Below are 18,470 nucleotides of genomic sequence, written 5' to 3' on the forward strand. Positions count from 1 at the left end.
CAGCCGCTTCTGCGAGCAGCTCGAGGAATTGTGCGTCGCGACGATCAGGGTCCGGTCGGGTAAAAGCCGTTCCCTCTGCAACATCATGTGACAAATGGTAGCAGGCTAAGCATCAAGAAAAACCGTTTTCCCGGAAAAAAGCCCGGCGCGGCGCCGATTCACGTTTCTTTGACGACCGGCTCACGGCGCGTTGACCGCTCAAAAGCGAAGCTGCAATTCCTCCCATGAAGATTGCCGAAACGGTCAGCCCAGCATGTCTCGAGTGCGCTTTTTCCCCGCGTTATGTTTTTCGCTTGTTGCACTGTTGCATGGCATTGCCGCCCGGGCGGCCGACGCCACGCCATCCCGCCCGGCCGAGTGGGCACAGCCGGTTGAGGCGCAGTTCAACCTGTTCCGCATGTCACCGACGCTGTATCGCAGCGCCTTACCCAGCCGCAGTGCGGTGCCGCTGTTGAACGATCTGCATGTCGTGACGGTGATCAACTTCCTGCCTGACGCTGATAGCGACTGGCTCTCCGCGCCGGGCATCAAGCAGGTGCAACTGCCGTATCGCACCAATCACGTCGACGACAGCGATGTGCTCAAGGCTCTGCGCGCGATTCAGTCCGCCGAAGCCGACGGCCCGGTGCTCATGCACTGCAAGCACGGTTCTGACCGCACCGGCCTGATGGCAGCGATGTACCGCGTGGTGGTGCAGGGCTGGAGCAAAGAGCAGGCGCTCAAGGAAATGACCGAGGGCGGTTTTGGTGACAGTCAGCATTTCCACGACAGCGTGCGCTACGTGATGCAGGCCGATGTCGATCGGTTGCACCAAGCCTTGATCAATGGCGAATGCAGCACCAGTGCATTCGCCATGTGTTCGATGAAGAGCTGGTTCGACTCGGCGCACGTTCAGCGTTGATCAGCTCAATCGGCTGGCGCAGGAAATAGCGCGTTGTCGATGGGTTTTCCGAGAAAGGCTTGCAGTGCGGCGGGCAGTGCCTGCCTGTCCCCCGAGAGCAGGTGTTCGCGCATGTCCCTGCCCGTCTGTTCGTTGAACAGACCTTCACGTTCGAAGCGTTTGAACGCCTCGCTCGCCAGCACACCCGACCATTTGTAGGCGTACAGCGAAGCCTCATAACCGGTGACCAGATAATCGCAGCTGTTGGCGAAGCGGCAGTAGGCCGGGATGGACAGGTGCGCGAACTCACTTTGCACATCCTCGACTACTTGCTGAACAGTGCGACCGTCACCGTGACAGCGGTGCAGTTCGAAGTCGACCAGCGCGTTCAGCAACAGCATTGCCGTCTCCCGGCTGCGCTGGATGCCTGAGGCGGAAAACGCGGTATTGGCCTGCGCTTCGGAGAGGCGCTCACCGCTCTGGTGGTGCGTACCCAGCCAGCGCAGGAATTGCCCGGATAAAGCCCATTTCTCGAACAGTTGCCCGACAAACTCGGCAGCGTCGCGGCTCAGTTGCGAAATGCCGGAAAGATTGTAGTGCGGCGAACGTGTCAGCACGTGATGCAGGCAATGGCCGAATTCGTGCAGCAGAACGCGCAGATCCTGCGGATCCAGCAGGTGCGTTTGCCCGTTTTCCGCTGCCGGGTAATTGCATTGAAGCGAGGCAATCGGCAGTAATGGTCGGCCTTCGGCGGTGATCCGTCGATTGCGCAGTACACCGGTCCAGGCATAGTCGTTGCCCGCGTCGCGGTGGAACGGGTCGATGTAGATGTAGCCAACCGGTTGCTGACGCTCGCTGATTTCGAACAGGCGCACATTTTCTGCGAAACGCTCGTGGACGGTATTTTCGCTGATGCTGATATCGAACATATGCTCGCTGAAACGGCAGAGGCTGTGCAGTGTGGCTTGCAGCGCGAAGAACTCGCGCAGGTCCTGCTCCGCGCCGCCGGACTGCTTAAGGCGTAGCTGCTCGGCGAGGAAATCGTGGTCCCAGGCTTCTATCTGTTCAATCCCCTGCTCGCGGGCCACGGGTTGCAAATCATCGGTTTCGCCCGCCAGTGACAGGGCGTTGAGGGCGATCTGCTGGCGCAGAAAACGGCCAACCTGATCGGTACCGGTAGCCATCCGGTTGTGCAGGCGCATATGGGCAAAGTTGTCAAAACCCAAGAGCCGGGCTTTGGCATGACGTGCGGCCAGCAGCGTCTGCAAAACCGGCCCGTTATCGAAGCGACCGGCGTGTGGCCCCTGATCCGAAGCGCGGGTGCACCAGGCTTTGAAATACTCCTCGCGCAGTGCGCGGTGTTGTGCCCGCCTCATGACCTGTTGGTAAGTGTTCTGATCCAGGGTCAGCCGCCACCCGGGCAGGCCGGCCTTGTCGGCATTGGTGGCCAGATGCGCCCGCGTTTCGGCCGGCAGTCCCGCCAATAGCGCGGCATCGTCGATGTCTTTGCTCCATGCAGCGTTGACCGATTTGAGGTTACTCATGAAGCGCTTTTCCAGCAGATCGATTTCGCCGTTCAATCGCGCCAGATCCTTGCGCTGCGCACTCGACAATTCACTGCCGGCCAAGTGAAACCGGCGCAGGATTTTCGCCAGCGAGGCTTTGCGTGCATCGCTGAAGCTGGCGGCTATGGAGCTCTGTGCCAATCGTTGATAAACCTGGAGCAATTGTCGATTGCCGGCCTTCGCAGTCTTGTAACGCTGCGCGGCGTGCGTACTCAGGGCTTCCTGCATCAACCACTGGGGCTCATCGGCATGACTGATCGAGAGGAACTCGATGATCGCCAGGGTTTCCGCCAGACGCGCGTCGGCTTCATCGATGGCAATTACCACGTCATCCCAGTTGGGATGATCGACCTGAGTGGCGATGACGTTTTCAATAACCAGCAGGTTGTCGGCAACGATGCGCTCGACTGCTGGCAGCAGATGTTCGGCGCGTATCGCCGACCAGGGCGGCAACTGCCAATGTTGTAAAAGTGGATTGGTATCAGGCATGGCGTCTTCCGTGAGAGAGGGCTGGATCGGCCAGCCTAATCAGGAAGCGCAGGGGCAAGGTGGTGGATAGATACCGCCACCTGCCGACGATGATCGGCAGGCAGCGGTCGTTGTCATTGTTGCTCGTCGGGCTTTTTCTTCAACTTCGGGTTGGGGAAGAACTGCACGGCCTGAACCTTTTTGTCGGCGGCAGGCTTCAGCGCGCTGGTATTGACCCGCGTGCCCAGTTCTTTGGGCACCGACAGGCCCTGCTCGTTGAGGGTATCGGAGTAACCGCAAGCCACGCATTCGCGGTGCGGCACGCCGTCTTCGTTCCACATCATCAGTTTGTCCGGCTCGCTGCACGCCGGGCAGACCGCCCCGGCGATAAAGCGCTTCTTGGTGATCACAGGGCCGTCGCTCATGCTGCCGCGTCCTCACTCAGGCCGCTGTGGCGCAGCAGCGCATCGATCGACGGCTCACGGCCACGGAAGTCGACGAACAGCACCATCGGTGCCTGCGAGCCGCCGCGCGCCAGAATCGCTTCGCGGAACGCCCGACCGGTGTCGGCGTTGAGCACGCCGTCTTCCTCGAACTTCGAGAAGGCATCGGCGGACAGCACTTCGGCCCACTTGTAGCTGTAGTAACCGGCTGCGTAACCACCGGCAAAAATGTGCGCAAAGCTGTTGGGGAAGCGGTTGTAAGCCGGTGGACGCATCACCGACACCTCGTCACGCACGCCCTCGAGCACTTGCGCCACGCTGCGGCCATCGCCATGGGTGGCATGCAGTTCGAAGTCGAACAGCGAAAACTCCAGCTGACGCACCATCATCAGCCCGGACTGGAAGTTCTTCGCCGCGAGCATTTTTTCCAGCAGATCCTGCGGCAGTGGCTCGCCGGTCTCGTAGTGGCCGGAAATCAGCGCCAGGCCTTCCGGCTCCCAGCACCAGTTTTCCATGAACTGGCTCGGCAGCTCGACCGCGTCCCAGGCCACGCCATTGATGCCGGATACGCCAGCGTGTTCGACGCGGGTCAGCAGGTGATGCAGGCCGTGGCCGAACTCGTGGAACAGCGTGGTCACTTCATCGTGGGTCAGCAGCGCCGGTTTGCCGCTGTCGGCCGGGGTGAAGTTGCACACCAGATTGGCCACCGGGCTTTGCAGAACGCCGTCAATGGTGCGACGACGGTCGCGGGCGCCGTCCATCCATGCGCCGCCACGCTTGTTGGCGCGGGCATACAGGTCGAAGAAGAAGCGGCCGACGTGCTGACCGTTTTCCTTGATCTCGAACAGGCGGACGTCCGGGTGCCAGGTGTCGAAGCCTTTCTGCTCGGCGATCTCGATGCTGTACAGACGCTGGACGATGGCGAACAGGCCGCTGAGGACTTTATCGATCGGGAAGTAGGCTCGCAGGGTTTCCTGAGCGACGCTGTAACGCTGCTCGCGGAGTTTTTCGCCGTAGAAACCACTGTCCCAGCTTTGCAGATCGGCGCAGCCCTGTTCGGCAGCGTAAGCGCGCAGCTGTTGCAGATCCTGCGCGGCGAACGGCTTGCTGCGCTGGGCCAGATCGCGCAGGAAGCTCAGCACCTGATCGCTGGATTCGGCCATTTTCGTCGCCAGACTCAGTTCGGCGAAACTGGCGAAGCCCAGCAATCTGGCCAGTTCCTGACGCAGGTCGAGGATCTCTTCCATCACCGGGCCGTTGTCGTTCTGCCCGGCATTCGGGCCTTGATCCGAGGCGCGGGTGCAGTACGCGGCGTAGACTTCTTCGCGCAGCGCACGGTCTTGCGCGTAGGTCATCACCGCGTAATAGCTGGGGAATTCCAGGGTGATCAGCCAGCCGTCCAGGCCTTTGGCCTGAGCAGCGGCAGCCATCTGCGCCTTGGCCGAATCGGTGAGGCCGGCGAGGGCGGCTTCATCGGTAATGTGTTTGGTCCACGCCTGAGTGGCGTCGAGCAATTGATTGGAGAAGCGGCTGCCGAGCTCGGACAGTTTGCTCTGCACTTCGGCGTAACGTTTCTGCTCGGCTTCCGGCAGATCGATACCCGACAGACGGAAATCGCGCAGGGCGTGTTCCAGAATGGTCTTTTGCGCGACGTCGAAACTGGCAGCTTCCGGACTGTTGGCCAACGCTTCATACGCCTGGAACAGTTCGCGGTTCTGGCCCATTTCGGTGGAGTAGGCGCTCAAGGCCGGCAGGCACGACTCGTAGGCTTCACGCAATTCGGCGCTGTTGCACACGGCATTAAGATGGCTGACCGGGCTCCATGCCGCACCGAGACGATCGTTGAGTTCGTCCATCGCCAGCACCAGACCGGCCCAGGTAGGGTTCTTGCCCTGGGTCTTGAGGATCTCGGCGATGGCGGCGCGGTTGTCCGCGAGGATGGATTCGATGGCGGGCAGGACGTGTTCGGCACGGATCGTGGAGAACGGCGGCAGGTCGTAGGACTGCAAAAGAGGGTTGTTCACGCTCACGGTTGGCACCTTGGCTGGAAGAAACATGCGCCCATCTTAATTACAATCGACACTCACCGCAGCTATCGGCGACAGAGAGAGAACTAATCGTGTCCCTTCGCAAATACCAGAATCACACCCCCCGCCTGAGCAACGGCGCATTCGTCGATGGTTCGGCGGTGGTGATCGGCGACGTCGAAATTGGCGCAGACAGCTCGGTCTGGCCGCTGACGGTGATCCGTGGCGACATGCACCGCATCCGCATCGGTGCGCGCACCAGCGTGCAGGACGGCTGCGTGCTGCACATCACCCACGCCGGCCCGTTCAACCCGGACGGCTTTCCATTGCTGATCGGCGACGACGTGACCATCGCCCACAAGGTCATGCTGCACGGCTGCACCGTGGGCAGCCGCGTATTGATCGGCATGGGCAGCATCGTCATGGACGGTGCCGTGGTGGAAGACGATGTGATCATCGGCGCCGGCAGCCTGGTGCCGCCGGGCAAGCGCCTGCAGAGCGGCTTCCTGTATGTCGGCAGCCCGGTCAAGCAAGTGCGCCCGCTGACCGATAAGGAAAACGCCTTCTTTACGTACAGCGCGGCGAACTACGTCAAGCTCAAGGACCTGCATCTGGCCGAAGGCTACGACCAGTTCTGAATTGCCCTACACCAGCTCAGGAATTCTCATGCATTACCAGACCGTACTGTTCGACCTCGATGGCACCCTGACCGACCCGCGTGAGGGCATCACCCGCTCAATTCAATTTGCCTTGGCCAATCTCGGCATCGACGAACCGGATCTGAGCAAACTGGAACACTTCATCGGCCCGCCGCTGCTGCAAGCGTTCATGCAGTTCTACGACTTCGACGAGGCCAGGGCCTGGGAAGCGGTGAATTTCTATCGCGAGCGCTTCAAGGTCACCGGCCTCTATGAGAATCGGGTGTTCGACGGGGTCACGCCGTTGCTGGAAACCTTGAGCGGGCAGGGGCGGCAGTTGTACATCGCAACGTCCAAGCCGTGGGTGTTCGCCCGCGAGATCGCCCGGCACTTCGACTTCGCCCGCCACTTCAAGGTGATCTACGGCAGCGAGCTGGACGGCACGCGGACCAACAAGGTTGAGCTGATTGCGCATCTGCTTGAGGAAGAACGCCTGGACCCGGCACAGACCCTGATGATCGGCGATCGCAAGCACGACCTGATCGGCGCGCGCAGCAATGGTCTCGATGCAGCGGCGGTGGGCTATGGGTTTGGCAGTTTTGAAGAGTTGAATGCCGAGGCGCCGGCTTATCACTTTGAAACCTTGGACGAGTTGCATCAGGCGTTTTTGCAGCGCTGAGCAGATGGCTATCGCTGGCAAGCCAGCTCCCACAGTTTAGCGATTCTTCAGGCTCACCGCTGTCCCTGTGGGAGCTGGCTCGCCAGCGATGAGGCCCGTTCAGCCGCTGGAGGGCTCAGGAACTGCCAAGGCCCTCAAAGCCGCCTTGCGCTCATCAACCGGCAATCGCCCCAACCGCTCAACCTCGGCATAAAACCTCAGCCAATCCTCACCCACCTGCCTGAACAGCGCCGCAAACGCCGGCACCCACTGGTCATACAGCCCGAACGGCAACAACCGCGCATTGTTCAGCGGCGCATTGACCCAGGCGTCATAGCGCTTGTCCCCGGCCCACTGACTGTCGCGCATTACCCGATACTCCCGGCGCAAGCGCTCGAATTCAGCTGCTTTGCGCTCTCGCATCTGCTCGGCCGACAGCGGCTGCGCATACAGCGTCTCCAGTCGTGAGCGCGTGTCGAGTACCAGACCGATGAACTGGTCACGCTGCTTGAGCCTGGCATCCGACTCCGCCGGCAGCCCGCGAAATGCGCGCCACTGCCGCGTGCCTTCCTGCTCGACGAAGGTGGCGAATGACTCGTTGAACTCGGTGTCGTCCTTCACGTAGAACTTCTGGTGCGCCAGTTCATGAAAGATCAGCGTGGCCAGTCGTTCGTCGCCCCAGCCCATCATCGAATTGAGGATCGGGTCATTGAACCAGCCGAGCGTCGAGTACGCCTCGACCCCGCCGATCGACACGTCCTTGTCCTGCAAGCGTTGAATCGCCGCCTCGCCACGGGCGGCGATCTGGCTGTAGTAGCCGCGATAGGCCACGCAGCCGGCAATCGGGAAGCAGTGATTTTGCGGCGTGAGGGAAAACTCTGCGGTGGCGAACACGTTCCACACCACGAACGGCCGGCCGAGGTCGGCGTACAGCCGATAGCTCTGGTTATCCGGCAAATGCAGATGCTCGCTGGCAAAGGTACGGGCCTTTTGTGATTGAGCCAGATGCGCGCGCAATTTGGCATCGCGGCTGGGGTCGGCAATGACCTTCTCCACCGGCTCCCGCGCGCGCAGCAACTGCAATTGTCCGCTGGCCAACTGGCCGTAATAGCTGACGCTGGCGCAACCGTTGAGCAACAAAAACAACACACCCGGAAACAAAATCGGAAAAACGCGATCAAGTAACCCAAGGCTGGAAAACGGCCTGATCAAAATAAGAAATTCCCCGGAAAGTCTGCCCCAAGACTATCCCGCCTCAAGGAGCACCGCTATGCGCATGTTGATGCTGACAGGAGGCCTGCTGACGCTGGCCGGTTGTGCCGGATTCGGAATACCCGACCCCGACCCCTCGCAAGCCTGGATCGATCTTGACGCTCGCCAACACGACACGGCGCTGCAAGCCGTACAAGTCGATGCCACCCAGGCCATCGACAAACGCTATTTCGAAGTGCAGCCCGGCAGCCATGAGCTGAAGGTGCGCTATCAATTCCCGGTCGAGGCCACCAACATCGGCCCGAATGCCGAACCGCTGTGGCGCGATTGCCAGATGAGCGTGAAATTCAAGGATTTCAACGCCGGCCAGCGCTATCAACTGCAGGCGGGCAGCATCGGCTTCCGGCCTTGGGCCAAGCTGTATGACGAACAGCGCAAGGTTGTCGGTCAGGGCATACCGGCGGGCTGTCAGAGCAGTTGATCGGCGCTATGCTGGCTATTCAGATCTGTGGATATCCATCATGCGTACGTTGCTGCTGTTGCTCGTTGTCGGCCTAGTCGCCGGTTGCCAGACGCCATTGCCCCCGGTTGACCCGCAAATGGCTTGGGTCGACTTCTCCACGCCAAGCCCCGGCGGCAAGTTGCTAATGGCCGAGCGTCTCGATAATCAGCGATTGAACGACGGGCGCTTCTTTCAGGTGACGCCCGGCAGCCACGAGCTGCGGGTGCGTTTCGACTTCGAAGTGTTTGGCGGCGGTGGCAGTCTGCTCACCGGCCCGGTGGAGCGTTTGTGTTATCTGACGATCCGCTATGACCACTTCGAAGCCGGCCAGCGTTATCTGCTGGAAGGGCGCTCGCTGGCATTCACGCCGAGCGCGCGTTTGTACAATGCCAAACGCGAAATCGTTGCTGAAGACCGCGAGTTCAACTGCATCATCTAGCGCGTCAGTTGCCGTTTTTCTGGTAAATGATTCGCTTGGTACCGTTTTCGCAAATGCCGACGATCATGGCTGAGTCATGCTGCTTCGCCTCTTCCGCCGTGATGATTTCAAGGGTGTAAGTTGGCACCGCTTTCGCCTGAATCTTGATCTCGATTTCCTTTCTGAGCTCTTCGCAGTCCTTGGGGGCTGCGAAAGCGGAAGTGGCCAGTGCACTGCAAAGGATCGCCAAGCCAATACGTTTCATCGATGAAGCTCCTTGAGGCAGCGCGCACGGGTGTGCGCTGAAGCTGCTGTCGATTATTCGACCACAATTCTGCGGAGCGGGTTCTGACTTTGCTCACACCTTGTATTAATTGCCGGCCGCTGAGCAGGTTTCGAGACTGCCTTCGCGAGCAGGCTCTTTCCCACACTGAATCTGCGTCGTGCACAAATCCCCTGTGGGAGCGAGCCTGCTCGCGAAGGCGTCAGCCCGGCAAACGCCCAATCAGCTGACCAGCGAAGCCTCGAGAGTGATCTTCGCGTTCAGCACCTTGGAAACCGGGCAACCTTCCTTGGCCTTGTTGCTCAGTTCTTCAAACTGCTGCTGAGTTGCGCCTGGAATCTTCGCCTTGAGAATCAGCTTTACCGCAGTGATTGCGAAGCCGCCGTCGACCTGATCGAGGGTGACTTCAGCGTTGGTGTCGATGCTGTCTGCCTTCAGGCCGGCATCACCGAGAATCATCGAAAACGCCATGGAGAAGCAGCCGGCGTGGGCCGCGCCGATCAGTTCTTCCGGGTTGGTGCCCTTGCCGCCCTCAAAGCGCGCCTTGAACCCGTACGGCGCTTCGCGCAGTACGCCGGTTTCGGTGGAGATCGAGCCGAGACCGGTTTTCAGATCGCCTTCCCAATGCGCCGATGCCTTTTTCACGATAGCCATGTCTGCCTCCTCAAATATGGCGCGGAACGCCGCGCCGTCGCGGTTTTTACTAGCAAGGCTTCTGAGGATAGACGGCGGAACAAAGTTCAGCCCGGCTGAATCGTTGACTTTTTTAGTAGGAAATTTCGTCGCTGCTATTGAATCTCGGGTATATGCCCTCATTCCATAAAACACGCTTATGGATTTGGCAGGTTTTCGCTCGAAAGAAAAACCTGCCTCCCCACCCGGAGATGCAGGTTCATGAAAAAACTGTCCGACGTTAAATTTTCCACCCTCGACCTGGTGCCAGTGCGCGAAAACGGCAGCGCAGCGCAATCGCTGCGCAACTCGCTGGATCTGGCACAACATGCCGAAAAATTCGGCTACACACGCTTCTGGGTCGCCGAACATCACAACATGGACGGCATCGCCAGTTCGGCTACATCGGTCTTGCTCGGTTATCTGGCCGGAGGCACGTCGACCATCCGCGTCGGTTCCGGCGGGGTGATGCTGCCCAACCATGCGCCTTTGGTGATTGCCGAGCAGTTCGGCACCCTCGAGAGCCTGTACCCGGGACGGATCGACTTGGGCTTGGGCCGCGCGCCCGGCTCTGACCAGATGACCGCCCGCGCCTTGCGCCGCGAGCGCTCGGGCAGCGCTGACGACTTCCCTGAAGACGTCGCCGAACTGATGCGCTACCTCGGCCCGCGCACCCCGGAGCAACGGGTGATCGCCATGCCTGGCACCGGTACCAACGTGCCGATCTGGCTGCTCGGCTCAAGTCTGTTCAGTGCGCAATTGGCGGGTGAGCGCGGCTTGCCTTACGCCTTCGCCTCGCATTTCGCGCCGCGCTTCATGCACGAGGCGATCCGCATCTACCGCAATCACTTCAAACCCTCGGCGGTGCTCGACAAGCCGTACGTGATGCTCGGCGTGCCGCTGGTGGCAGCGGATACCGATGAGCAAGCCGATTACCTGGCGACGTCGGTGTACCAGCGCATTCTTGCGTTGATGCGTGGCCAGAGCTTGGTGCAGCGTCCGCCGGTGAAAACCATGGACGGCCTGTGGCTGCCCCATGAACGTGAAGCGGTGGGCGATTTCCTCGGCCTCGCCATGGTCGGCGGCCCGCAGAAGATCCGCGCCAAACTGGAAGTGTTGATCGAGCAGACTCAGGCGGATGAGCTGATTTTCACCAGCGATTTGTATGAGCATGCTGATCGCGTGCGCTCGTACGAGCTGCTGGCGCAGGTGATGAAGGGCTAAGATTCACCACACATACCTTGCTCGCGAAGACGGAGTGTCAGGCACTCGATATGTTGACTGACCCACCGGTTTCGCGAGCAAGCTCGCTCCCACATCGGGTACATGGAGCCCACAAAAAAGCCGACGCATCCACGTCGGCTTTTGTATTTCAGGCGCAATCAACCGCGCTTGTAGACGATGTCCTTGCTGCCGCCTTCGCAACTGCCGACGACGTCGCCATCAGCCGCCGCACCCTTGTCGACAACTTCCAGCGAATAACCGGATACGCCTTTGGCGTCGAGCTTCGCTGTGATTTCGCTTTTCAGCTCTTCACATGGCTTGCCGGCTGCAAACGCACCACCCGCAAGGCTCAACAAACCTACTGCCAATATGAACTTCTTCATCGGTCGCACTCCCTGGTCGGATTGAAAGAGGCGGGCACCGGGTCATCCACCCGATGCGCTCACCTTGTAGCGCTTTGCCATTACCTATGGCACTCGGCCAGCGCGCAAGTTCAGAAGACTAGCTCAAACTCAGCTGGCGGCAATCTTGAAGCCGACTTTCAGCGTTACCTGAAAGTGCGCCACTTGGCCGTTTTCGATGTGGCCACGGGTTTCGGTCACTTCAAACCATTCCAGATTGCGCAGGGTTTTGTTGGCTTCGGCCAGTGCGTTGTTGATGGCGTCTTCGATGCTGGTAGTGGACGAGCCGACCAGCTCGACTTTCTTGTATGTGTGATGGTCACTCATGGCGATCTCCTTGGGTTGGAATGGCGTGTGAAATTGAGCCTAGCAGGCAATTGCACTGTTGATTTCGGCGCCTCTGCGCTGCCGAAGTTCAGAATTTCTGCACTTTCTCGAAGTGGTGAAGTCCCAACCAACACACGCCACTCATCACCAATGCAGGAGAGCCACCATGGCCAACACCTCTTTACGTAAAGCCTCGTTGCAAAGCATGGAAGCCGAGATCGAGAGTCTGCTCAAATCGTTGGAAAGCTTGAAAGACGATGCTTCGGACGAGTCGCGCAAGACCCTCAAGGCGCTGAAAAGCAATGCCGAAAGTGCACTGAAACATTCCCGTCATCTGCTCAGCGACGCGTACGAAGAAGTCAAAGTGAAAACCCGCGAGACCGGCATTGCCACTCGTGACTACGCGCAGGAACATCCGTGGACCACAGCCGGTGTGGCTGTCGGCGCAATCGGTCTGCTCGCTGCCTACTTTTTGTTCAAGCGCGGTGAGTGATCAGGCTGGCGCAGCTCGTTTTTGAGCCACTGCGCCAGTTGCCGGGCGCGCCCATCTGCGGCGCGCTTGGGTAGCCACAACGCCAGTTGCGCCGGGGTTTCGCAGAAGCCCCACGGCGCAACCAGGCGACCCGCCTTCAGGTCTTCAGTTACTAACGGCTCCGGTGCGATTGCCACGCCGAGACCTGCAACAGCCGCCTCCAGCAAATAATACAAATGCTCAAAACCTTGCCCGAGCTTCAACGCTTTGGGATCGAGGTGGTTTTGCTGCGCCCAACTGGGCCAGGCTTGTGGGCGGGAGGTGGTGTGCAGCAAGGGCTGGTCGAGCAATTCTGCGGCAGGAGCATCGTGCAAGTTCTGATAACCGCTGAATAACGGGCTCATCACCGGGCCGATGCGCTCTGCCGCCAGCTCGTAGACCTGCATATCGGCCGGCCACGGTGGCTCGGCGAACAGCAATAGCGCATCAAGGCCCGGGCGCCGTGGATCGAGATCCCCTTCACCGGCCGACAGGTGCAGACGCAGATCCGGCAAATCGGCATTCAGCCGCCCCAGGCGCGGAATAAACCAGCGCGCCAGCAGGCTCCCCGAACAACCCAGCACGAACGGCGCATCCGCTGTGCTTTGCGTAAGTTCGGCGCAAACACTGCGCAAGCGATCGAACGCCTCCGCGCTGGCATCGCGCAGACGCGCTCCGGCATCTGTGAGTTTCAAGCCGCGTCCGTCCTTGACGAACAGGCTCACGCCGAGATGTTCTTCAAGCACCTTGAGCTGGCGGCTGACCGCGCCGTGGGTAACGTGCAGCTGTTCGGCAGCCTGACTGACACTGTTCAGACGAGCTGTGGCCTCGAAGGCGCGCAAGGCATTTAGCGGGGGAAGGTCGTGGCTCATGGTATCTGTGAGTTTTCCTGACAGGTTGTGGCGATCTTATCGGTTTTCAGCCTGGAAAGTCAGGGGTAGAGTGGTCGTCATTGTCTTCTGACCGAATTCACCTGGAGCGACCCATGACCCAGACTTCGAACACCTCTGATCTGCGTAACGGCCCTGACGCCAACGGCCTGTTCGGTGCGTTCGGTGGCCGTTATGTAGCGGAAACCCTGATGCCGTTGATCCTCGACCTGGCTCGCGAATACGAAGCGGCCAAGGAAGATCCGGCATTCAAAGAAGAATTGGCCTACTTCCAGCGAGACTACGTCGGACGTCCAAGCCCGTTGTATTTCGCCGAACGCCTGACCGAGTTCTGCGGCGGCGCCAAGATCTACCTCAAGCGTGAAGAGCTGAATCACACCGGCGCGCACAAGATCAACAACTGCATCGGCCAGATCCTGCTGGCGCGGCGCATGGGCAAGAAGCGCATCATCGCCGAAACCGGCGCCGGCATGCACGGCGTGGCCACGGCCACCGTTGCTGCGCGTTTCGGTCTGGACTGCGTGATCTACATGGGCACCACCGACATCGAACGTCAGCAGGCTAACGTCTTCCGCATGAAGCTGCTCGGCGCCGAAGTGATCCCGGTGGTGGCCGGCACCGGCACCCTGAAAGATGCGATGAACGAAGCCCTGCGTGACTGGGTGACCAACGTCGACAACACCTTCTACCTGATCGGCACCGTGGCCGGCCCGCACCCTTATCCAGCAATGGTTCGCGACTTCCAGGCCGTCATCGGTAAGGAAACCCGCGATCAGTTGCAGGCTCAGGAAGGTCGTCTGCCGGACAGTCTGGTGGCGTGCATCGGTGGCGGGTCCAACGCTATGGGCCTGTTCCACCCGTTCCTTGATGACAAGAGCGTGGAGATCATCGGCGTCGAAGCCGCCGGTTACGGCATCGAAACCGGCAAGCACGCGGCCAGCCTGAACGGCGGTGTGCCGGGCGTGCTGCACGGCAACCGCACCTTCCTGCTGCAGGACGACGATGGGCAGATCATCGACGCTCACTCGATTTCCGCTGGCCTCGACTATCCGGGCATCGGCCCTGAACACGCCTGGTTGCATGACATCGGCCGCGTCCAGTACACCTCGGTGACCGACGACGAAGCCCTTGAAGCGTTCCACAAATGCTGCCGCCTGGAAGGGATCATTCCGGCCCTGGAAAGCGCCCACGCCCTGGCCGAAGTGTTCAAACGTGCACCGAAGTTGCCGAAGGATCACCTGATGGTGGTCAACCTCTCGGGCCGTGGCGACAAAGACATGCAAACCGTAATGCACCATATGCAACAGTCGCAGCAGGAGAAACACTGATGAGCCGCCTGCAAACCCGCTTTGCCGACCTCAAGCAACAGAACCGCGCCGCGCTGGTGACCTTTGTCACCGCTGGTGATCCTGACTACGACACTTCGCTGGCAATCCTCAAAGGCCTGCCTGCCGCAGGTGCCGACGTGATCGAACTGGGCATGCCGTTCACCGATCCGATGGCCGATGGTCCGGCGATCCAGTTGGCCAACATCCGTGCACTGGGCGCCAAACAGAATCTGGCGAAAACCCTGCAAATGGTTCGCGAATTCCGTGAAAGCAACAGCGACACGCCGCTGGTGTTGATGGGTTACTTCAACCCGATCCACAAATTCGGCGTCGAGCGTTTTATCGCAGAAGCCAAGGATGCCGGCGTCGATGGCCTGATCGTGGTCGACATGCCACCAGAGCACAATGAAGAGCTGTGCGACCCGGCGCAGGCTGCTGGCCTTGACTTCATCCGCCTGACCACGCCGACCACCGACGACGCGCGTCTGCCGCGTGTGCTCAACGGCAGTTCCGGTTTTGTCTACTACGTGTCGGTCGCGGGTGTCACCGGCGCCGGTGCAGCGACTCTGGAACACGTGGAAGAGGCGGTTGCACGTCTGCGTCGGCATACCGACCTGCCGATCAGCATTGGCTTCGGTATCCGTACACCGGAGCAGGCTGCGGCCATCGCGCGTCTGGCTGACGGTGTGGTGGTGGGCTCGGCGTTGATCGATCACATCGCCAGTGCCGATACGCCTGAGCAGGCCATCGATGGCGTGTTGAGTCTGTGTTCGGCGCTGTCCCAAGGCGTGCGCAAGGCTCGCGTCTAAAGCCGCAGGGGAAAACAAAAAGGCTTCAGAACAGGCGTTCTGAAGCCTTTTTTGTGCTCAGGGTAATTGCAGTCCGCCCGAAGCCTTGTGCAGTTTGCGCAGATGCTCGCCAATCTGTTTCACGTTGGCCTCGCTGGCGGCAATCTCGGCCGCCCGCTTGGGTTCGAGCAGCTTGCGCACTTCGGTATCAAGGTCGCCGGACAGTGCCAGCAGCTTCTTCTGCCGCTGACTGCTTTCCGCTTCCAGTCGGCCAAACTCGCTCGGCTGGGGCAGTCCGTAGCCTTTAGAGTCGAGCAGTTCCGCCGGGCGGCTGAGGAAGCCACTGTTGGCGAGAATCTCCTGCAATGTCGCGTTGGCTTTGTCCATGCCGCCATTTTCCAGCTCGCGGGCGCCGAGGTAGCGTTGCTTGACCTCGTCCTGGGCCAGCAACAACTGCCGGCGAAAACTGGCTTGCTCCAGCAGCAAGAGCGCCGCGCTGGTGCGCAGGTCGGCGCGATCGAACCATTCACGGCGTTGTTCAGCGCTGAGTGACAGCCAGTCTTCGACAGTGGTCTGCTTGATCGGCAGCTGCTTCTTCAATACATCGAACATCGCTTGATAGCGATCGCGGAACGAGTCGAAGCGGTAACCCAGACGCAGCGCTTCTTTCGGATCGTCGAGCACACTGGTGTCGGCCAGACCACGGCCCTTGAGCACTTCGAGCAGGCCGTTGGGCATGATGCTGTCGAGGCCGACCAGTTGGCTGTTATTGCTGCCGCTGCGCAACAGTTTCAAACCTTCTACCGCGCAGTTGTTGGACAGGAAGAAGTAGTTGCCGTCGTAACTCCAGTGCATCTCGGCGGCATGTTCGACGACGCCTTCGATTTCCTCGCGAGACAGCTTCAGCGGCACCGAAGCGAGGCTGCGCAGCTCGGTCTTGGTGTATTCGTCGATCACTTGCGCCAGCGGCAACACGAACAGCCGCGACGGGTATTTGCCGACCAGTCCGTCCCAGCTCGACAGCTGTACATCGCCAACGAAGGCGCGATAGGACAGCACCAGGTGCTGGTCGAGGTCGAGGCGGCAATCCGGGCCACGCGGGCGACCGGGGGCGCAGATCACCAGGCGCAGCATGCTGTGACCCCAGCGGCTGACCCAGTTCTGATTGGCCTCGGCCAGCAGGTAATCGACCGCGTAGACCCGTTCCGGATCGACTTGCCCCAGAGGCTGCTTGGCGAAGTCATTGCCCGCATTGAGAAAGGCGAAGCTCTTGCTGCAGGTGTCCTGCGCTGGCGGCGCCCAGCCGAAATGTTCCTTGTAGTAGCGATACAGCGCCGGGCGGCGGCAGGCGTAGCTCGGGTCGAGGAGGAAGTACTCCATGTTGACCGCAACGAACTCCTTGGGGCTGGAAATCTCGTAGAGATCCGGACTACGCGCGATCTGCCGGTTATGTTGTTCACGCTCGCCGCGGCGGCCGACGTATTGCTGCCACCCGGCCAGGTCAAGCAGGCGCGGGTCGTCGCTGATGGTGAAGCGCCGACCGTTCTGCCCGCGACACTCATCGGGAATGCCGATCAGCCCGGCGCTGTTGAAGCGTCGGGTGCAGCGCTGGATCAACGTGCGCTCGGCGCTCGGCCATAAACGCGCGCGATCATAAATGTGGGTAATTTCGTGCAGCACCGTGGCCAGCAGTTCCTGGCGAACAGTGCCGTGGGGACGATTGGTTTTCTCTTTCGCCGCGCTGCCATCGGTGAGGCTAGCGAGCAGCTTGCGGTTCAGATCGAGCTCGGAAATCAGCGTCGCCTGCCCGTAAGCGTTGGCCGGCATGTCATCGGTCCAGCCGACATCGATACGCCGGTCTAGCCGCTCGATGAAGCTCGGCGGCAGTTTCGCCATGGCCTCATCAATCAGCGCCTGACTGGCCTGTTGTTGAGCCGGGCTCAGACCGTCGGTCTTGAGCCGCAATTGCAGGCCGGCATGGGCGCTGTTGCCAAGCAGCAACAACGCCCCGGCCAGCAGCCAGGCGCCAACGGACCTCACAGTGCGAGGATGGCTTCGGCGAGTACCTGATCACTGGCGTCGCGCGCTTCCGGCACCCGTGTACGCAATGTGTTGAGAGCGGCTTCGAGGTGCGCGCCACGGATGTCGCCGTTGCTGGCGACGAAACTGGCGGCGTCGTCGTGGGCTTCGCGGATGATTTTCGAATCGCGAATCGACGTGGTGGTATCGGAAGTGAAATCGATGCTGCGCTGGGAGGCACGAACGATGATGTTACTGGTGGCTACCAGGGTGTGCGCCTGGGCCATATCGGCCAACACAAACAGGCCAAGGGCGGCAGCAATCAGCGGGCTACGCATGGAACGACTCCGGAAGGACAAGGATAACTATTGGACGAGAATTGCCTCTGCCAGTTCAAGGTCGCTGGCATGAAGTTTCGGCCGGGTTTTGCGCAGGTAATGCAGCGCGGATTCCAGCCGTGCGCCTCGCCATTCACCGTCACTGGCAACAAAGGCGGCCGCATCATCATGGGCGGCGCGCAGCAGTTTACGGTCGAACGGCGCAGAAGACACCATGCTGGTCGCGTAACCGCTGACAACCGTGCCTTGGGTCGACGCATTGAAAGCATCGAAGGCATTGGCAGACATCGCCCAGCAGGCGCTGAACAAGGCAGAAGAGATGAGCAGAGTTGGAAGAAAGCGCATGGGACTCGACAACTGTTAACGAGCCTGAAGGCTAGCGCAAATGCCCGGGCCAGAGCCAGCGTTGAAACATCGGGACACGGCTGGCGTGTCCCGCATTGCGACAATCGATCAGAGGGTCAGAATGGCCTGAGCCAATTGGGCATCGGTGGCATTGAGTTGTGGCGCCTGATGGCGGATGTGATCGAGCGCGCTTTCCAGCTTCACCCCACGGATATCGCCTTCGCTGGCCACGAAGCTGGCGGCATCGTCGCGGGCGGCGAGGACGATCTTGTCGTCACGGAACGAGGAGGTCACATCGGAAGTGGCGTCGGAAGTGGCTTTCAGCGCGCCGACGATCGAGTCGGTGGTCACGATGAAACTGGTAGCACTGGCGTTGGCAGCCACGGCCAGCAGGGCGGCGGCACTGAGCAGGCGAAGACGGGTCATGATGGAACTCCTTTGGATAAACCGTAGTGAGAGGTGGCTCGGTATCTGAGGAGTCAGACGCCTGTTGCGCAACGTTCGCCACGTTCTGCATGGATATTAGGCTGCCA

The 18,470-nt window shown here is 60.4% G+C and carries 22 protein-coding genes; 9 read left to right on the top strand and 13 right to left on the bottom strand.

Translation table 11 applies throughout. The features are described 5' to 3' along the window. The first annotated feature begins 253 nt into the window (after positions 1 to 253). Positions 254 to 901, top strand: a complete 648-nt coding sequence (locus BXA01_RS16560) for a phosphatase domain-containing protein (RefSeq protein ID WP_076564862.1) — start codon at positions 254 to 256, stop codon at positions 899 to 901. 5 nt (positions 902 to 906) lie between these two features. Here the strand turns inward: BXA01_RS16560 and BXA01_RS16565 are convergent, their stop codons facing one another. The 3 genes from BXA01_RS16565 to prlC form a co-directional block, all read right to left on the bottom strand. Further along, on the bottom strand, positions 907 to 2,934 hold the full coding sequence (locus tag BXA01_RS16565; protein ID WP_076564864.1) for a M3 family metallopeptidase: 2,028 nt from the start codon (positions 2,932 to 2,934) through the stop codon (positions 907 to 909). Positions 2,935 to 3,047: 113 nt separating this feature from the next. Beyond that, the gene (locus BXA01_RS16570; protein WP_016772316.1) at positions 3,048 to 3,338 is read right to left on the bottom strand and encodes a YheV family putative zinc ribbon protein; all 291 of its coding nucleotides are present in this window, start codon (positions 3,336 to 3,338) and stop codon (positions 3,048 to 3,050) included. Further along, complete coding sequence (prlC, locus tag BXA01_RS16575; protein ID WP_076567746.1) at positions 3,335 to 5,386, bottom strand: oligopeptidase A; 2,052 nt, start codon at positions 5,384 to 5,386, stop codon at positions 3,335 to 3,337. Before prlC ends, BXA01_RS16570 begins: the two co-directional genes overlap by 4 nt. 89 nt (positions 5,387 to 5,475) lie before the next feature. Between prlC and BXA01_RS16580 the strand changes: the two genes are divergently transcribed. After that, positions 5,476 to 6,021, top strand: a complete 546-nt coding sequence (locus BXA01_RS16580; protein ID WP_076564866.1) for a gamma carbonic anhydrase family protein — start codon at positions 5,476 to 5,478, stop codon at positions 6,019 to 6,021. Positions 6,022 to 6,049: 28 nt separating this feature from the next. Beyond that, positions 6,050 to 6,700 (top strand): HAD family hydrolase, encoded by a 651-nt coding sequence (locus BXA01_RS16585; RefSeq protein WP_016772313.1) that lies wholly within the window; start codon positions 6,050 to 6,052, stop codon positions 6,698 to 6,700. 99 nt (positions 6,701 to 6,799) lie between these two features. On the opposite strand, the gene BXA01_RS16590 is transcribed toward BXA01_RS16585, so the two are convergent. Beyond that, positions 6,800 to 7,891: an aminopeptidase gene (locus tag BXA01_RS16590; RefSeq protein ID WP_076564868.1), complete on the bottom strand. Its 1,092-nt coding sequence runs from the start codon at positions 7,889 to 7,891 to the stop codon at positions 6,800 to 6,802. A gap of 58 nt (positions 7,892 to 7,949) precedes the next feature. Between BXA01_RS16590 and BXA01_RS16595 the strand changes: the two genes are divergently transcribed. Continuing rightward, positions 7,950 to 8,372: a PA0061/PA0062 family lipoprotein gene (locus BXA01_RS16595; protein WP_076564870.1), complete on the top strand. Its 423-nt coding sequence runs from the start codon at positions 7,950 to 7,952 to the stop codon at positions 8,370 to 8,372. Positions 8,373 to 8,412: 40 nt separating this feature from the next. Continuing rightward, positions 8,413 to 8,832, top strand: a complete 420-nt coding sequence (locus BXA01_RS16600; protein WP_076564872.1) for a PA0061/PA0062 family lipoprotein — start codon at positions 8,413 to 8,415, stop codon at positions 8,830 to 8,832. Positions 8,833 to 8,836: 4 nt separating this feature from the next. On the opposite strand, the gene BXA01_RS16605 is transcribed toward BXA01_RS16600, so the two are convergent. Together BXA01_RS16605 and BXA01_RS16610 are read right to left on the bottom strand one after the other, a co-directional pair. Continuing rightward, positions 8,837 to 9,076: a DUF1161 domain-containing protein gene (locus tag BXA01_RS16605; RefSeq protein WP_076564874.1), complete on the bottom strand. Its 240-nt coding sequence runs from the start codon at positions 9,074 to 9,076 to the stop codon at positions 8,837 to 8,839. Between the two features lie 240 nt (positions 9,077 to 9,316). Further along, positions 9,317 to 9,748 carry an OsmC family protein gene (locus BXA01_RS16610; protein WP_016772308.1) on the bottom strand — a complete coding sequence of 144 codons (432 nt, stop codon included), beginning with the start codon at positions 9,746 to 9,748 and terminating at the stop codon, positions 9,317 to 9,319. A gap of 240 nt (positions 9,749 to 9,988) precedes the next feature. Between BXA01_RS16610 and BXA01_RS16615 the strand changes: the two genes are divergently transcribed. Continuing rightward, a complete protein-coding gene (locus BXA01_RS16615; RefSeq protein ID WP_039757082.1) occupies positions 9,989 to 10,990 on the top strand; it encodes an LLM class flavin-dependent oxidoreductase in 1,002 nt (333 codons plus the stop codon). A 158-nt stretch (positions 10,991 to 11,148) separates the two neighbouring features. Here BXA01_RS16615 and BXA01_RS16620 read toward each other — a convergent pair whose 3' ends face one another. Together BXA01_RS16620 and BXA01_RS16625 are read right to left on the bottom strand one after the other, a co-directional pair. Next, entirely contained in the window at positions 11,149 to 11,373 is a 225-nt protein-coding gene (locus BXA01_RS16620; RefSeq protein WP_076564876.1) for a DUF1161 domain-containing protein, read from the bottom strand. 129 nt (positions 11,374 to 11,502) lie between these two features. Then, the gene (locus BXA01_RS16625) at positions 11,503 to 11,718 is read right to left on the bottom strand and encodes a dodecin (protein WP_016772305.1); all 216 of its coding nucleotides are present in this window, start codon (positions 11,716 to 11,718) and stop codon (positions 11,503 to 11,505) included. A 166-nt stretch (positions 11,719 to 11,884) separates the two neighbouring features. On the opposite strand from BXA01_RS16625, the gene BXA01_RS16630 reads away from it, so the two are divergent. Continuing rightward, positions 11,885 to 12,211: a DUF883 family protein gene (locus tag BXA01_RS16630; RefSeq protein WP_039757078.1), complete on the top strand. Its 327-nt coding sequence runs from the start codon at positions 11,885 to 11,887 to the stop codon at positions 12,209 to 12,211. On the opposite strand, the gene BXA01_RS16635 is transcribed toward BXA01_RS16630, so the two are convergent. Then, the gene (locus tag BXA01_RS16635; RefSeq protein WP_076564878.1) at positions 12,184 to 13,101 is read right to left on the bottom strand and encodes a LysR family transcriptional regulator; all 918 of its coding nucleotides are present in this window, start codon (positions 13,099 to 13,101) and stop codon (positions 12,184 to 12,186) included. The genes BXA01_RS16630 and BXA01_RS16635 overlap by 28 nt on opposite strands. A 113-nt stretch (positions 13,102 to 13,214) precedes the next feature. Here BXA01_RS16635 and trpB point away from each other — a divergent pair, with 113 nt between their 5' ends. Both trpB and trpA read left to right on the top strand, forming a co-directional pair. Then, complete coding sequence (gene trpB, locus BXA01_RS16640) at positions 13,215 to 14,447, top strand: tryptophan synthase subunit beta (protein ID WP_016772302.1); 1,233 nt, start codon at positions 13,215 to 13,217, stop codon at positions 14,445 to 14,447. Then, positions 14,447 to 15,256 carry a tryptophan synthase subunit alpha gene (gene trpA / locus BXA01_RS16645; protein ID WP_076564881.1) on the top strand — a complete coding sequence of 270 codons (810 nt, stop codon included), beginning with the start codon at positions 14,447 to 14,449 and terminating at the stop codon, positions 15,254 to 15,256. The genes trpB and trpA overlap by 1 nt, the downstream gene beginning before the upstream one ends. 57 nt (positions 15,257 to 15,313) lie before the next feature. On the opposite strand, the gene BXA01_RS16650 is transcribed toward trpA, so the two are convergent. The 4 genes from BXA01_RS16650 to BXA01_RS16665 form a co-directional block, all read right to left on the bottom strand. Further along, positions 15,314 to 17,275, bottom strand: a complete 1,962-nt coding sequence (locus tag BXA01_RS16650; RefSeq protein ID WP_076564883.1) for a DUF7844 domain-containing protein — start codon at positions 17,273 to 17,275, stop codon at positions 15,314 to 15,316. Beyond that, positions 17,272 to 17,592 (bottom strand): DUF2388 domain-containing protein, encoded by a 321-nt coding sequence (locus BXA01_RS16655; RefSeq protein ID WP_076564885.1) that lies wholly within the window; start codon positions 17,590 to 17,592, stop codon positions 17,272 to 17,274. The genes BXA01_RS16650 and BXA01_RS16655 overlap by 4 nt, the downstream gene beginning before the upstream one ends. A gap of 27 nt (positions 17,593 to 17,619) precedes the next feature. Then, positions 17,620 to 17,937: a DUF2388 domain-containing protein gene (locus tag BXA01_RS16660; RefSeq protein WP_076564886.1), complete on the bottom strand. Its 318-nt coding sequence runs from the start codon at positions 17,935 to 17,937 to the stop codon at positions 17,620 to 17,622. A 108-nt stretch (positions 17,938 to 18,045) separates the two neighbouring features. Continuing rightward, a complete protein-coding gene (locus BXA01_RS16665) occupies positions 18,046 to 18,363 on the bottom strand; it encodes a DUF2388 domain-containing protein (RefSeq protein ID WP_016772298.1) in 318 nt (105 codons plus the stop codon). Positions 18,364 to 18,470: the final 107 nt, after the last annotated feature.

The sequence above is a fragment of the Pseudomonas sp. B10 genome (assembly GCF_900156235.1).
GTDB classification, from domain to species: Bacteria; Pseudomonadota; Gammaproteobacteria; order Pseudomonadales; family Pseudomonadaceae; genus Aquipseudomonas; species Aquipseudomonas siliginis.

Coding starts and splice junctions, on each gene's coding strand:
- BXA01_RS16620 (WP_076564876.1), bottom strand. CDS start 11,373: ATGAAGAAGTTCATATTGGCAGTAGGTTTGTTGAGCCTTGCGGGTGGT.
- BXA01_RS16630 (WP_039757078.1), top strand. CDS start 11,885: ATGGCCAACACCTCTTTACGTAAAGCCTCGTTGCAAAGCATGGAAGCC.
- BXA01_RS16565 (WP_076564864.1), bottom strand. CDS start 2,934: ATGCCTGATACCAATCCACTTTTACAACATTGGCAGTTGCCGCCCTGG.
- BXA01_RS16665 (WP_016772298.1), bottom strand. CDS start 18,363: ATGACCCGTCTTCGCCTGCTCAGTGCCGCCGCCCTGCTGGCCGTGGCT.
- BXA01_RS16600 (WP_076564872.1), top strand. CDS start 8,413: ATGCGTACGTTGCTGCTGTTGCTCGTTGTCGGCCTAGTCGCCGGTTGC.
- trpB (WP_016772302.1), top strand. CDS start 13,215: ATGACCCAGACTTCGAACACCTCTGATCTGCGTAACGGCCCTGACGCC.
- BXA01_RS16615 (WP_039757082.1), top strand. CDS start 9,989: ATGAAAAAACTGTCCGACGTTAAATTTTCCACCCTCGACCTGGTGCCA.
- BXA01_RS16560 (WP_076564862.1), top strand. CDS start 254: ATGTCTCGAGTGCGCTTTTTCCCCGCGTTATGTTTTTCGCTTGTTGCA.
- BXA01_RS16595 (WP_076564870.1), top strand. CDS start 7,950: ATGCGCATGTTGATGCTGACAGGAGGCCTGCTGACGCTGGCCGGTTGT.
- BXA01_RS16635 (WP_076564878.1), bottom strand. CDS start 13,101: ATGAGCCACGACCTTCCCCCGCTAAATGCCTTGCGCGCCTTCGAGGCC.
- BXA01_RS16570 (WP_016772316.1), bottom strand. CDS start 3,338: ATGAGCGACGGCCCTGTGATCACCAAGAAGCGCTTTATCGCCGGGGCG.
- BXA01_RS16655 (WP_076564885.1), bottom strand. CDS start 17,592: ATGCGTAGCCCGCTGATTGCTGCCGCCCTTGGCCTGTTTGTGTTGGCC.
- BXA01_RS16660 (WP_076564886.1), bottom strand. CDS start 17,937: ATGCGCTTTCTTCCAACTCTGCTCATCTCTTCTGCCTTGTTCAGCGCC.
- BXA01_RS16605 (WP_076564874.1), bottom strand. CDS start 9,076: ATGAAACGTATTGGCTTGGCGATCCTTTGCAGTGCACTGGCCACTTCC.
- BXA01_RS16610 (WP_016772308.1), bottom strand. CDS start 9,748: ATGGCTATCGTGAAAAAGGCATCGGCGCATTGGGAAGGCGATCTGAAA.
- trpA (WP_076564881.1), top strand. CDS start 14,447: ATGAGCCGCCTGCAAACCCGCTTTGCCGACCTCAAGCAACAGAACCGC.
- BXA01_RS16625 (WP_016772305.1), bottom strand. CDS start 11,718: ATGAGTGACCATCACACATACAAGAAAGTCGAGCTGGTCGGCTCGTCC.
- BXA01_RS16585 (WP_016772313.1), top strand. CDS start 6,050: ATGCATTACCAGACCGTACTGTTCGACCTCGATGGCACCCTGACCGAC.